This window comes from Ochrobactrum sp. SSR (assembly GCF_030067775.1).
Classification (GTDB): domain Bacteria; phylum Pseudomonadota; class Alphaproteobacteria; order Rhizobiales; family Rhizobiaceae; genus Brucella; species Brucella teleogrylli.
Genome location: NZ_CP125970.1, coordinates 696,921 through 710,131 on the forward strand (window position 1 = coordinate 696,921; position 13,211 = coordinate 710,131).

Below are 13,211 nucleotides of genomic sequence, written 5' to 3' on the forward strand. Positions count from 1 at the left end.
TCTTGACGAACGCACGGGGCGTGGGAGGGTCTGAGAAACATGGATAGAAAATTGAATGTGAGTACCGAAACGGTTCTCAACGCCACGAGAAAGATGCTGTCCCAACACGGTTCTGCCGTCAGTCTGGAACTCGTGGCCGCCGAGGCCGGACTGACGCGCCAGACCCTTTATAACCGGTTTGGCAGTAAGCAAACCCTTCTCCGCGCTGCTTTCGACGATCTGCGCCAGCAGATTCATGCTCGTCTTGACAATGCTCCATGGGACGCTGAACCCGAAGTTCTGCTCCCGGTGATCGCGCGTATTGTAGCGGATAGTTTTCTGGATCTGGCAATGGCCAAGTTGCTGCGCGCAATGATTCAGGCCGTCGAGGACATTCCTGAGATCAGCGTCAGTCTGCGATCGGATCAAACCGGCCAGGTCCTGAAAAAAATGATCGAATATCTGGAGGCAAAAACCAGGACCGGCGAGTTTCATGTAAAGGACCCGGAAACGCAGGTTATGCTTTTTCTGGGCAGTATCAGCGGGTTTCTGTTTCCCCGTCTGCTGCTTGGCACGGTTGATCCCGACGAACAGGTCAATCAAAAACTGATCGACGCATCGATCGCCAGCTTTCTGAGAATCTGGCGAAATGCTGAATAAGGCCTTTTCCAATCGCCAGAATGCCCTAGAATAGAGGCTTCCTCCCAGCCTAACAAAGAGGCCTCTCCCATGAAAATATCCATTCTTGCCGTTTGCAGTGCCTTGCTGATCAGTGTTGCATCGGTTTCCACACCAGTATTTGCCCAGCAAACGCGGGACATTGCCAAAGAAGAAGCCAATCGCAAACTCGTTCTTGAATTTTACGATGGTGTCTTCAATAAGCATGAAGTGGAAAAATACTCCGAAGTACTTGCTGAAAACTATATCCAGCACAATCCGGGCGTACCCGACGGTAAAGCGCCTTTCGTGAAATTTTTCACGCAGCGCTTCAAGGACAATCCCAAGGCCACCGCACGCATTGTGCGCAGCGCCACGGATGGCGATCTTGTCTTCCTGCATCTCCAGTCGAAAATGAATGAAGAGGATCGCGGTCGCGCCATCGTGGATATTTTTCGCGTCGATAACGGCAAGATCGTCGAACATTGGGACGTAATCCAGGCGGTGCCGGAAACGTCCAAGAATAACAATACGATGTTCTGAGCCATTCACTCAGAATTTTACCGGAAGCCAGCCCACCCGGCTGGCTTCTTCGTTTTTACGGCATTGCCCGATAAAAACTGTTCTCGTTGCCCGCTTCCCGCTTGTTTCCACCGACAAGCGATCCTACGATACCCAAAACTCACCGGCCGACTGCACCTTTCCCCGACAGATCAGCAGCAGACAACAGCGTATCCACGCTCGCCGGTGCCATGGGTTACCGTCGCAAGACAAACGAATTAAGGACGAGAGAAATGACCGACAAGCAGGCCTCGAAGGCAATGTGGACCTATTACAAGGGCGAATGGCGCGAAGGCGACGTGCGCATTCTGGGTGCGGCCTCGCACGCGACCTGGCTCGGTTCTGCTGTATTCGACGGGGCGCGCCTGTTCGAAGGTGTTACGCCGGACCTCGACCTGCATTCCGCACGCGCCAATGATTCCGCGCGCGCGCTCGGTCTGTCGCCGACGCTTTCGGCCAATGACATCGAAGCATTGGCGCTGGAAGGCCTGAAGAAATTCGCCCCCGGCACGGATGTCTATATCCGCCCCATGTATTGGGCCGAGGAGGGTGACAGCAGCACGGTTGCGCCACTTGCCTCTTCCACCGATTTCGCCTTGTGCCTTGAAGCCATTCCGATGGTTGAGCCGAAGGGCTTCACCATCACCACGACCTCGTTTCGTCGTCCTTTTCTGGAAGTAATGCCGGTCAATGCCAAGGCGGCCTGCCTCTATCCGAACAATGGCCGTATGCTGCTCGAAGCCAAGGCCAAGGGCTTTCATAACGCAATCGTGACCGATGTGTTGGGTAACGTCGCAGAGACGGCGACCTCCAATATCTTCCTGGTTCGCGGCGGTGAAGTCTTCACCCCGGTGCCAAACGGCACCTTCCTCAACGGCATCACGCGCCAGCGCGTCATCAAGCTGTTGCGCGCCGCAGGCGTGACGGTGCATGAAACCACGCTGAAGATCGAAGATTTCCGTCAGGCGGATGAAATTTTCTCAACCGGCAATATGAGCAAGGTTGTGCCGATCATCGGCTTTGACGACTGCAAGCTCGATTACGGTGCCGTGACCAAGCGCGCCCGCAGCCTCTATTGGGAATGGGCGCACGCCTGATTTTCCGTCACGAAATTCCATTCTCCTGACCCTTCGGGCCATCCTGCCCGGAGCCTATCCCCGACAGCGGCGGCCGCATGATCGAACATACCCCCCTTTATCTGGCAATCGCTGTCACTGCGGCCTTTCTGGTCGGCATGTCGAAAGGCGGCCTGCCCTCGGTCGGTACGCTTGCCGTTCCGCTGATGGCGCTTGTCATCTCGCCTGTGACAGCCGCCGCCTTGCTGCTGCCGATCTATGTCATCAGCGACATGTTCGGGCTTTATCTCTACCGACATCACTATTCAGCGCGCAATCTCGCCATCCTTACGCCAGCGGCCATCGTTGGTGTCGGTGTGGGCTGGGTGTTCAGCTCGCACCTCTCCGCCACTTTCATTGGCATGCTGGTCGGGCTGGTCGGCATCCTGTTTTGCCTCAATGCCTGGATCGGCGCCCGCTATCGCAGAAAAGCCCGCAAGGCCGATGTTCCGGGCGGCGTCTTCTGGGGCATTCTCACCGGCCTCACCAGTTTCGTGTCGCATTCCGGCGCGCCGCCCTTTCAGATGTATGTGCTGCCGCAGCATCTGGAAAAGCTTGTTTTCGCGGGCACATCGACGATCCTCTTCGCCATCGTCAACGCCGTGAAGCTGGTGCCATACTGGCAGTTGCAGCAGTTTTCCAATCTCGACCTGTCGATGGGCCTCTGGCTGATACCGTCGGCAGTCATCGGCACTTTTGCCGGCGCCAAACTGACGCGGCTTCTTCCTGACGGTCCCTTCTTCCTGCTGGTACAACTGACGCTGTTCGGCCTTTCCATCAAGCTGATCGCCGATTGGGTCATGCCGTATTTCTTTGGTTGAGAGGCTTTCGCCGGTTCTTGCCAGATGCTTCCGCTTCCGCCACCATGCGCACAAAATGCGGGGAGGATGTGGGAATGGCTGATGCGGATGCGATCATTATCGGTGCGGGGCTGGCGGGCCTTACCGCAGCGAGCGAGCTGACCAGCGCGGGCAAAAAAGTCATCCTGCTCGAACAGGAAGGCGAGAATTCCATCGGCGGTCAGGCTTTCTGGTCGCTGGGCGGCCTGTTCATGATCGACACGCCGGAACAACGCCGTCTCGGCATCAAGGACAGTTTCGATCTTGCCGCGCAGGACTGGTTCGGCTCGGCGCAGTTTGACAGGCCGGAAGACCTATGGCCCCGGAAGTGGGCCGAAGCCTATCTGCAATTTGCAACCGGAGAAATGCGCCCATGGCTACATAGCCTTGGCATGCGCTGGTTTCCCGTTGTCGGCTGGGCCGAACGTGGCGGCGCTGAGGCCCATGGGCATGGCAATTCCGTGCCGCGTTTTCACGTCACTTGGGGAACCGGGCCGGGTGTGGTGGCCCCCTTTCGAACAGCGGCTGCGGACGGCAATGGCGAAAGGACTGGTGACTCTGAAATGCCGTCACCGCGTCAATGAAATCACCACCGAAAACGGACGCGTCACCGGCGTTTTCGGAGAAGTGCTGGCCCCTTCCACCGTTGAGCGCGGGCAACCATCATCCCGCGAGATCATTGGGGAATTCGCCTTTGGCGCTGACAGCGTTATCGTAACATCCGGTGGCATTGGCGGCGATCCAGAACGCGTGCGCCGGGCATGGCCGCGCGAAAGGCTCGGCAATCCGCCGAAGGAAATGGTGCTTGGTGTTCCAGCCCATGTGGACGGACGCGGCATCGATATGGCTGTCAATGCAGGCGGGCACGTCATCAATGCCGACCGCATGTGGCATTACACCGAAGGTCTCCGCAACTGGAACCCGATCTGGCCCAATCATGGCATCCGCATTCTGCCCGGTCCTTCCTCCATGTGGTTCGACGCGCGCGGCAACCGGCTACCGGCTCCCTATCTGCCCGGCTTCGATACGCTCGGCACGCTCAAACATATTCTCTCCACCGGATATGATTATTCCTGGTTCATTCTGACTGAGAAGATCATCCGCAAGGAGTTTTCACTATCCGGCTCCGAACAGAACCCGGACCTGACCGGCAAAAGCTGGAAGCTGCTGCTGAAAAGTCGCCTCGGCAAAGCGCCACCGCCGCCCGTGAAGGCCTTTATCGACAAAGGTGCGGATTTCATCACCGCCAAGACGATTGAAGAACTGGTCGCGGCCATGAACACTTTGAGCGGCGATAAACTGCTCGATGTGCGGCGCATTCGCGACCAGATCGAAGCGCGGGATCTTGAAGTGGTCAACCGCTACACGAAAGATGCGCAAATCATGGCGATCCATAATGCCCGCGCCTATATCGGCGACCGGCTGACGCGGGCCGTGCCGTTGCATGCATTGCTCGACCCTGCCAACGGCCCGCTGATTGCCGTCAAACTGCATATCCTGACCCGCAAGACGCTGGGTGGCCTGCACACCAACCTACAATCGGCAGTTCTGGGCGAGGACGGCGAACCGGTTCCCGGCCTTTATGCAGCAGGCGAAGCCGCCGGTTTTGGCGGTGGCGGCTATCACGGCTATAACGCGCTGGAAGGCACATTCTTGGGCGGCTGTATATTCTCCGGGCGGGCGGCAGGCCGGGCAGTCGCTTCGATCTGAAGCGTGAGCACCATTCCGTAACAATTCGATTTTACGTGATTTTTTCTGGATCGTCAGCCGGACAGCTGCCGTCCACTATTCCATTTTCTATATGAGATTTTTATATCGCGGCCCGTTTCCCTGTCTCGAAACCCTATGCCGTAACGTCACATAATCCCTGCCTGGCGAAAGCCTTCACCAACAGGGAGCCCCGCAAGGGGACGACATTATGGACATCGCCGTCCTGGCAATCGGCATCGGCTTTTTCGGTCTGCTCTTTGGTTATCTGCGCGTCTGCGAAAAGCTTTGAGGGCGTGACATGCTGATCGAATATATCGCTGGCGCTTTGGTCGCCATCTTCATCGCGATCTACCTTCTTTATGCGCTCATTCGCCCAGAGCGGTTCTGAGGAGCGGTTCTGAGCTGCAGCCCAATGGGGCTTGGGAAAAACCATGACAATCAATGGATGGATACAGATCCTCGTTTTTTGCGGGATCATCATTCTGCTCGTAAAGCCGCTTGGCTTCTATTTAACGCGCGTCTTCAACGGCGAACGAACGTTCCTTTCGCCAATTCTCGTTCCGGTCGAACGCGGGCTCTACCGCCTTGCAGGCACTGGCGAACGCGAGGAACAGCACTGGACGAGCTATACCGCCGCCATGCTGCTGTTCAACTTGACCGGGTTCGTTCTGCTTTATGCCATGCAGCGGTTTCAGGGTGCATTGCCCTTCAACCCCATGGGCATGAGCAATGTGCCCGCTGACCTCGCCTTCAACACCGCCGCCAGTTTCGTGACAAACACCAACTGGCAGAACTATGGCGGCGAAAGCACCATGTCCTATCTGACGCAGATGGCCGGATTGACGGTGCAGAACTTCGTCTCGGCTGCAACGGGTGTGGCGATCGCGATAGCGCTTATCCGCGCTTTCTCTCGCAAATCCATGAAAACGCTTGGTAACTTCTGGGTCGATCTCACGCGCTGCACGCTTTATATCCTGCTGCCAATTTGCATCGTGATGACGCTTGCCTTCGTCGCATTGGGCGTTCCGCAAACGCTTGGCGCCTATGCGCAGGCCACGACGCTTGAAGGCGCGCGGCAGGTCATCGCGCTTGGGCCGGTTGCATCGCAGCTGGCGATCAAGATGCTGGGCACCAATGGCGGTGGTTTCTTCAACGCCAATTCCGCGCATCCGTTTGAAAATCCGGACGCCATTTCGAACATGATCCAGATGGTTGCGATCTTCGCCATCGGCGCATCGCTGACCAATGTCTTTGGCCGCATGGTCGGCAATGAAAAGCAGGGCTGGGCCATTTTCGCGGCCATGGGCGTGTTGTTCGTTGCAGGCGTTGCCATTTGTTACTGGGCAGAAGCTGCCGGCAACCCGCTGATCCACGCACTCGGCATCGACGGTGCCAATATGGAAGGCAAAGAAACCCGTTTCGGTATCGCCATGACCGCCCTTTTCGCCGTGGTCACGACTGCCGCATCCTGTGGCGCGGTGATCGCCATGCATGACAGCATGATGGCGCTCGGCGGCATGATCCCGATGATCAATATGATGCTCGGCGAAATCATCATCGGCGGTGTCGGCGCAGGTTTTTACGGCATTATCCTGTTCGTTGTGGTGGCGATTTTCGTGGCTGGCCTGATGGTCGGTCGCACGCCGGAATATCTGGGCAAGAAGATCGAGGCCAGGGAAGTCAAAATGGCGATGCTGGCCGTGCTGTGCCTGCCGCTGTCGATCCTCGGCTTTACCGCAATCGCTGCCGTCATTCCGGCTGGCCTTGGCTCCATCGCCAATCCGGGACCGCACGGCTTTTCGGAAATCCTCTATGCCTATACGTCCGGCACGGCCAATAACGGCTCGGCTTTCGGCGGGCTTTCCGGCAATACGCCCTGGTACAATATCACCATCGGGCTTGCGATGCTGATGGGGCGCTTTCTCGTCATTGTTCCCGCCATGGCCATTGCCGGATCGCTGGTCGCCAAGAAAATCGCTCCGCAATCGGCCGGCACCTTCCCGACCCATGGTCCATTGTTCGTGGGCTTGCTGATCGGCGTCATTCTGGTTGTCGGCGGGCTGATCTTCTTCCCCGCGCTGGCGCTCGGCCCCGTCGCCGAACACCTCGCTCTGATCCAGGGAAAGACCTTGTGATGCTGAAACCATCGAACTGCATTCTGTCGATCCTTGCCGTGATGCTCATCCTGTTTCTCGCCATCCGGCTGATCTGAGCGTCCGCTTCGCAAAACATCCACTGGAGCCTCGTTATGAGCCAGTCCAAATCTGCGAGCATTCTCGATGCCCGTATTCTTATCCCGGCGGTCGGCGATGCCTTCCGCAAACTGAACCCGAAAAGCCTCGCCCGAAACCCGGTCATGTTCGTCGTGGCCGTCGTTTCGGCGCTCACCACGGTACTGCTTGCAAAGGACATTGCCACAGGCGGCGGCAATGTCGGCTTTTCTGCCCAGATCGTGCTGTGGCTCTGGTTTACAGTGCTGTTCGCCAATTTTGCCGAAGCCGTTGCCGAAGGGCGCGGCAAGGCGCAGGCGGAATCATTGCGCCGCACCCGCACTGAAACCCAGGCCAAGCTTCTGAGCGGCGACAGCAAGACCGATTACAAGACCGTGGCCGGAACAAGCCTCAAGGTCGGCGATATCGTTCTCGTTGAAGCAGGTGACATCATCCCCTCCGATGGCGAAGTGATCGAGGGTGTCGCCTCGGTTAACGAAGCCGCCATCACCGGCGAATCCGCACCGGTCATCCGCGAATCCGGCGGCGACCGTTCCGCCGTCACCGGCGGTACGCAGGTCCTCTCCGACTGGATCAGGGTGCGCATCACGGCAGCGCAGGGCTCGACCTTCATCGACAAAATGATCAGCCTTGTGGAAGGTGCTGAACGCCAGAAAACGCCGAACGAAATCGCGCTCAACATCCTGCTTGCAGGCATGACGCTGATCTTCGTTCTGGCCGTGGTGACAATTCCAAGCTTCGCGACCTATGCGGGCGGCTATATCCCCGTCATCGTGCTGGTTGCCCTGTTCGTTACGCTGATCCCGACCACCATCGGTGCGCTGCTGTCAGCTATCGGCATTGCAGGCATGGACCGTCTGGTGCGCTTCAATGTGCTGGCCATGTCGGGCCGTGCGGTGGAGGCGGCAGGCGATGTAGACACATTGCTTCTGGACAAGACCGGCACGATCACGCTTGGCAATCGTCAGGCAACAGCCTTCATGCCCATCACCGACGTAAGCGAACAGGAACTGGCCGACGCAGCACAACTCGCCTCCCTTGCCGATGAAACGCCGGAAGGTCGTTCCATCGTGGTTCTGGCCAAGGAAAAATACGCCATTCGCGGTCGCAATATGCAAAGCCTGCATGCGACTTTTGTGCCCTTTACGGCGCAGAGCCGCATGAGCGGCGTTGATATTGACGGTTCGTCCATTCGCAAGGGTGCCGTGGATGCCGTGCTGAAAAACGCGACTTCGGATGCAAAAACCGTTCACGAACTGCAAGCCATCGCCGACACCATTGCCAAGGGTGGCGGCACGCCGCTTGCCGTGATCAAGGATGACAAGCTGCTCGGCGTTATCCATCTGAAGGATATCGTCAAGGGCGGCATTCGTGAGCGTTTTTCCGAATTGCGGCGCATGGGCATCCGCACGGTGATGATCACCGGTGACAATCCCATGACGGCAGCAGCAATTGCTGCGGAAGCGGGCGTGGATGATTTTCTGGCGCAGGCAACGCCGGAGAACAAGCTGGCGCTTATCCGCGAGGAACAGGCCAAGGGCAAACTGGTCGCCATGTGTGGTGATGGCACCAACGATGCGCCAGCGCTTGCGCAGGCCGATGTGGGTGTCGCCATGAACACTGGTACGGTTGCCGCCCGCGAAGCGGGCAATATGGTCGATCTCGACAGCGATCCGACCAAGCTCATCGAGATTGTTGAAATCGGCAAGCAGCTTCTGATGACGCGCGGCGCGCTCACGACTTTCTCCATCGCCAACGATATCGCGAAATATTTCGCGATCATTCCGGCCATGTTTCTGGCTTTTTATCCGCAGCTTGGCGCGCTGAACATCATGAACCTCGCCACGCCGCAAAGCGCTATTCTCTCGGCCATCATCTTCAACGCCCTCATCATCGTGGCGCTGATCCCGCTGTCGTTGAAAGGCGTGAAGTATAAGGCCGTTGGCGCAGGCGCCCTGCTCTCCCGCAACCTGCTCATCTACGGTCTCGGCGGAGTCATCGTTCCGTTCATCGGCATCAAGGCCATCGACATGGCCCTCATTGCCCTTGGCCTTGCATAAGGATTTTCACCCATGTTGAAGCAACTTCGCCCTGCACTGGTCATGATCGTCGCACTCACCGTGATTACCGGGTTTATCTATCCGCTCGGCATGACAGGCCTTGCGCAGGCAATCTTTCCGCAACAGGCCAATGGCAGCCTGATCGAGAAGGATGGAACGGTCATCGGCTCTGAACTGATCGGCCAGAATTTTGCCAGTGACCGTTATTTCCACGGTCGCCCATCTGCCGCAGGCAAGGATGGCTACGATGCATCCAGTTCCGGCGGCTCCAATCTCGGCCCGACCAATCCCGCCTTGGTCGAGCGGATCAAGAGCGAGGCGGAATCGTTAAAACAGTCAGCGCCTGCCGCCTCGATCCCTATCGATCTCGTGACCACTTCGGCCAGCGGTCTCGACCCGCATATTTCGCCGGAAGCAGCCTTTTATCAGATACCGCGTGTCGCCAAGGCGCGGGGTATCAGCGAAGCCACGCTGCGCGGCATTGTGGAGCAGCAGGTGGAAGACCGAAAACTCGGCTTTCTCGGCGAAGCTGTGGTCAATGTCCTGAAACTCAATCTAGTTCTGGACAGAACCGCAGCAAAATGAGGTAGATTGCGGGTGGCGCTCATGTCGCCGCCCGCTTCGCAGGAGCATTATCATTGATGTCGGACGACATTCGCGCTGACAACACACGGCCCTCTCCCGATGCCCTGCTCGAACAGGCGGAGCGCGAAACGCGTGGCCGCCTGAAGATATTTCTGGGCGCAGCACCCGGTGTCGGCAAAACCTATGAAATGCTGATGTCCGGCAGGGCGCGCAAGGCCGATGGCGTTGATATCGTTATCGGCGTTGTCGAAACCCATGGCCGCCGCGACACCGAAGCACTGGTCGATGGGCTGGAAATCATTCCGCGCGCCCGCGTCGCCTATCATGGCCATGAACTGGAAGAGATGGACATTGACGCCGTGCTGGCGCGCCGTCCGCAGCTGGTTCTGGTGGATGAACTCGCCCACAGCAATGCGCCCGGAAGCCGACACCCCAAGCGCTATCAGGATGTGGAGGAAATCCTCGCGCAAGGGATAGACGTCTATACCACGCTCAACATTCAACACGTCGAAAGCCTGAATGATGTGGTGGCGCAGATCACGCGCATTCGCGTTCGTGAGACCGTGCCGGACAGCATTATCGACCGCGCCGACGATATAGAGCTGATCGACCTGACGCCGGGCGACCTCATCAAACGGCTCAATGAAGGCAAGGTCTATCTTCCAAAGACCGCGAAGCGCGCAATTCCGCAACTATTTCTCGCCCGGCAATCTGACGGCGCTCCGCGAGCTGGCACTGCGGCGCACTGCGCAGCGGGTGGACGAACAGCTTCTCACCCATATGCGCGCCCATGCTATTGAGGGTCCGTGGGCTGCCGGCGACCGTATTCTTGTTGCCGTGGATGAAAGACCGCGTAGCGCGTCTCTCGTGCGCTATGCGCGCCGTCTTGCCGACCGGCTGCGCGCGCCATGGGCGGTCATTTACATTGAAACACCCCGCTCGGCCACCATGTCGGAGGATGAAAAAGACCGGCTGTCGGCAACCATGCGCCTTGCCGAACAGTTGGGCGGCGAACCGATCATCATTCCCGGCCAGTCGGTGGCCGAAGACATTATCCGCTATGCCAGCACGCATAATTTCACGCAGGTTGTCGTCGGCAAATCGGCCAAGCCGCGCTGGCGTGAAATCATCGAAGGTTCGGTCGGGCACGATCTGATCCGCCGGGCAGGCGCCATCGATGTTCACATCACCGCTGGCATTGATCAGGAGGCGGCAAATGCTGCCCGCAAGGTCAAGACCGCCGCGCCAACCGCGAGCCTGCAACTCCTGCCCTATGTGATTGGCATGGCGGTCATCACGGCGGCGCTCGCCGTCGGGCTGCTGCTCGACCAGTTTCTCGACGTGCGCAGCATAGCGCTGGTCTTCGTGGTCGGCGTTCTCGGCGTTGCAGTAACGCTTGGCCTGTGGCCAGCGCTGTTTGTGTCCGTCATCAGCGCTTTCGCCTATAATTTCTTCTTTCTCCTGCCGCTTTACACCCTGTCCATTGCGGACCCGGAAAGCGTGGTCGCCCTCGTCTTCTTCCTGCTCGTCAGTTTCGTGGCCAGCAATCTGGCAAGCCGCGTGCAGCGTCAGGCGGCATCGGCGCGCCAGCGCGCGCGCATGACGGAGGATCTCTATCTTTTCAGCAAAAAGCTCGCGGGCACCGGTTCGCTGGACGATGTCCTTTGGGCAACGGCGTTCCAGATCGCGTCCATGCTGAAGGTGCGAGCCGTCATCCTGCTGCCGGAACGCGAAAGCATCGCGGTGCGCGCCGGATATCCGCCGGACGACACGCTCGACGATGCCGATATCGCCGCTGCCCATTGGGCATGGGAGCACAATCTGCCCGCAGGACGTGGTGCGGATACGCTGCCCGGCGCGCGCCGCCTTTACTTGCCACTGCGCACGGCGCGAACCTCGGTCGGCGTTATCGGTCTCGACAATGACCGGCAGGGACCGATACTCACGCCAGAGCAGCAGAGACTGTTCGAAGCGCTGGCCGATCAGGCCGCCATCGCCATCGAGCGCGTGCAACTGGTGGAGGATGTCGAGCGGGCGAAGCTTGCTGCGGAAACCGACAAGTTGCGCTCCGCACTTCTCACTTCGATTTCGCACGACCTCAAGACCCCGCTCGCGGCCATCATGGGTGCGGCCACCACATTGCGTGAATATCACGGCTCTTTGCCCGCTGAAGATCAGGCCGATCTTTATCAGACCATCGTGGATCAGTCGGAACGTCTCAACCGCTTCATCGCCAATCTTCTGGACATGACCCGGATTGAAGCAGGCGCGATGGAGCCGAACCTTTCCCCGCATTATATCGGCGATATTGTCGGCGCTGCCCTGCACCGCGCCGCCAAAATTCTTGTGCGCCATGCGGTGCGCGTATCAGTACCCGCCGATCTGCCGATGCTCCGGCTGGATGCGGTGCTGTTTGAACAGGTTCTGTTCAATCTTCTCGACAATGCCGCGAAATATGCGCCGGACGCCTCTGAAATTACCATCGAAGCCCATATCAGCGGCACGCGGCTTATTCTGGAAATTGCCGATCAGGGGCCGGGCATCCCCGCCGACGACACGGAACGGATTTTCGACAGCTTCTATCGCGTTCGCAAGGGTGATCACGTACAAGCGGGTACAGGCCTTGGCCTTTCTATCGCGCGCGGTTTTGTCGAAGCGATGGGCGGCACCTTATCCGCCCGCAATCGCGGCCACAGCAGTGCGGGCGCGGTCTTCGTCATATCCCTGCCGCTTCCATCCGGCGACGCTGAAACGGAAACAACGCAATGAATATGCAAAGCGTCAAAGTGCTGATCGTCGATGACGAACCGCCGATCCGCAAACTTCTGCGCGTCGGGCTGACCACCGAGGGTTACACGACCGTTGAAGCCGCCAATGCTACCGAAGCGATCGAAAAGATTGAGGCAGAAAGTCCAGACCTGGTACTGCTCGACCTCGGCCTGCCGGATATGGACGGGCACCGGCTCCTGCTGCAATGGCGACAGGAAGGGCGCAGCCTGCCCATCCTCATTCTTTCGAGCCGCACCGACGAAGTGGGCATTGTGAAAGCTCTCGAACTCGGCGCCGACGATTATGTGACCAAGCCCTTCGGTATGCGCGAACTTGCGGCACGCATGCGCGTTGCGCTCCGCCACAAGCTGCAACAGCAAGGCGAAAAGCCGATTTTCCAGAGCGGTGGTCTTTCGGTCGATCTGGTGCGGCGCATCGTCAGGGTCGATGGCAACGACATCAAGCTTTCGCCCAAAGAATACGATATTCTGCGCCTTCTGGTGCAGCATGCGGGCAAGGTTTTGACGCATCAATTTATTCTGAATTACGTCTGGGGTCCGGCGGCAGACGTGCAATATTTGCGCATCTATGTGCGCCAGCTTCGTCACAAGATCGAAGCCCTGCCCGACCAGCCGCAATATATTCTCACCGAAACCGGTGTTGGCTATCGCCTGCGTGAAGCGGACGCCCTATAATCAGAAAGAC

At 58.4% G+C, this 13,211-nt stretch carries 10 protein-coding genes and 2 pseudogenes; all 12 read left to right on the forward strand.

The window, feature by feature from the left end:
• Nucleotides 1-39 precede the first annotated feature (39 nt).
• The 12 genes and pseudogenes from QLQ11_RS14730 to QLQ11_RS14785 all read left to right on the forward strand — a co-directional run bounded on the left by QLQ11_RS14730 (nt 40) and on the right by QLQ11_RS14785 (nt 13,201).
• A complete protein-coding gene (locus QLQ11_RS14730) occupies nt 40-639 on the forward strand; it encodes a TetR/AcrR family transcriptional regulator (protein ID WP_109367241.1) in 600 nt (199 codons plus the stop codon).
• 69 nt (nt 640-708) lie between these two features.
• A complete protein-coding gene (locus QLQ11_RS14735; RefSeq protein ID WP_109367240.1) occupies nt 709-1,179 on the forward strand; it encodes a nuclear transport factor 2 family protein in 471 nt (156 codons plus the stop codon).
• A 251-nt stretch (nt 1,180-1,430) separates the two neighbouring features.
• A complete protein-coding gene (locus QLQ11_RS14740; protein ID WP_109367239.1) occupies nt 1,431-2,294 on the forward strand; it encodes a branched-chain amino acid aminotransferase in 864 nt (287 codons plus the stop codon).
• Nucleotides 2,295-2,371: 77 nt separating this feature from the next.
• Nucleotides 2,372-3,133 (forward strand): sulfite exporter TauE/SafE family protein, encoded by a 762-nt coding sequence (locus QLQ11_RS14745; RefSeq protein WP_109367238.1) that lies wholly within the window; start codon nt 2,372-2,374, stop codon nt 3,131-3,133.
• 74 nt (nt 3,134-3,207) lie between these two features.
• A pseudogene (locus QLQ11_RS14750) lies at nt 3,208-3,378 on the forward strand (FAD-dependent oxidoreductase); the annotation flags it as partial.
• 124 nt (nt 3,379-3,502) lie between these two features.
• The gene (locus tag QLQ11_RS14755) at nt 3,503-4,861 is read left to right on the forward strand and encodes an FAD-binding dehydrogenase (protein WP_371835955.1); all 1,359 of its coding nucleotides are present in this window, start codon (nt 3,503-3,505) and stop codon (nt 4,859-4,861) included.
• Nucleotides 4,862-5,159: 298 nt separating this feature from the next.
• Nucleotides 5,160-5,249 (forward strand): K(+)-transporting ATPase subunit F, encoded by a 90-nt coding sequence (gene kdpF / locus QLQ11_RS14760; protein ID WP_078336841.1) that lies wholly within the window; start codon nt 5,160-5,162, stop codon nt 5,247-5,249.
• Nucleotides 5,250-5,292: 43 nt separating this feature from the next.
• On the forward strand, nt 5,293-6,996 hold the full coding sequence (gene kdpA, locus QLQ11_RS14765) for a potassium-transporting ATPase subunit KdpA (protein WP_109367236.1): 1,704 nt from the start codon (nt 5,293-5,295) through the stop codon (nt 6,994-6,996).
• A gap of 113 nt (nt 6,997-7,109) precedes the next feature.
• Entirely contained in the window at nt 7,110-9,152 is a 2,043-nt protein-coding gene (gene kdpB, locus QLQ11_RS14770; protein WP_109367235.1) for a potassium-transporting ATPase subunit KdpB, read from the forward strand.
• Nucleotides 9,153-9,164: 12 nt separating this feature from the next.
• Nucleotides 9,165-9,737 carry a potassium-transporting ATPase subunit KdpC gene (kdpC, locus tag QLQ11_RS14775; RefSeq protein WP_109367234.1) on the forward strand — a complete coding sequence of 191 codons (573 nt, stop codon included), beginning with the start codon at nt 9,165-9,167 and terminating at the stop codon, nt 9,735-9,737.
• Between the two features lie 56 nt (nt 9,738-9,793).
• Nucleotides 9,794-12,506, forward strand: a pseudogene (locus QLQ11_RS14780) (DUF4118 domain-containing protein).
• Nucleotides 12,503-13,201 carry a response regulator transcription factor gene (locus tag QLQ11_RS14785; protein ID WP_109367232.1) on the forward strand — a complete coding sequence of 233 codons (699 nt, stop codon included), beginning with the start codon at nt 12,503-12,505 and terminating at the stop codon, nt 13,199-13,201. Before QLQ11_RS14780 ends, QLQ11_RS14785 begins: the two are co-directional and overlap by 4 nt.
• Nucleotides 13,202-13,211 lie beyond the last annotated feature (10 nt).

Excerpts from the sequence above, each read along its gene's own strand:
- QLQ11_RS14730 (WP_109367241.1), top strand. The coding sequence starts at position 40 with ATGGATAGAAAATTGAATGTGAGTACCGAAACGGTTCTCAACGCCACG.
- kdpA (WP_109367236.1), top strand. The coding sequence starts at position 5,293 with ATGACAATCAATGGATGGATACAGATCCTCGTTTTTTGCGGGATCATC.
- QLQ11_RS14735 (WP_109367240.1), top strand. The coding sequence starts at position 709 with ATGAAAATATCCATTCTTGCCGTTTGCAGTGCCTTGCTGATCAGTGTT.
- kdpC (WP_109367234.1), top strand. The coding sequence starts at position 9,165 with ATGTTGAAGCAACTTCGCCCTGCACTGGTCATGATCGTCGCACTCACC.
- kdpF (WP_078336841.1), top strand. The coding sequence starts at position 5,160 with ATGCTGATCGAATATATCGCTGGCGCTTTGGTCGCCATCTTCATCGCG.
- QLQ11_RS14745 (WP_109367238.1), top strand. The coding sequence starts at position 2,372 with ATGATCGAACATACCCCCCTTTATCTGGCAATCGCTGTCACTGCGGCC.
- QLQ11_RS14740 (WP_109367239.1), top strand. The coding sequence starts at position 1,431 with ATGACCGACAAGCAGGCCTCGAAGGCAATGTGGACCTATTACAAGGGC.
- kdpB (WP_109367235.1), top strand. The coding sequence starts at position 7,110 with ATGAGCCAGTCCAAATCTGCGAGCATTCTCGATGCCCGTATTCTTATC.
- QLQ11_RS14785 (WP_109367232.1), top strand. The coding sequence starts at position 12,503 with ATGAATATGCAAAGCGTCAAAGTGCTGATCGTCGATGACGAACCGCCG.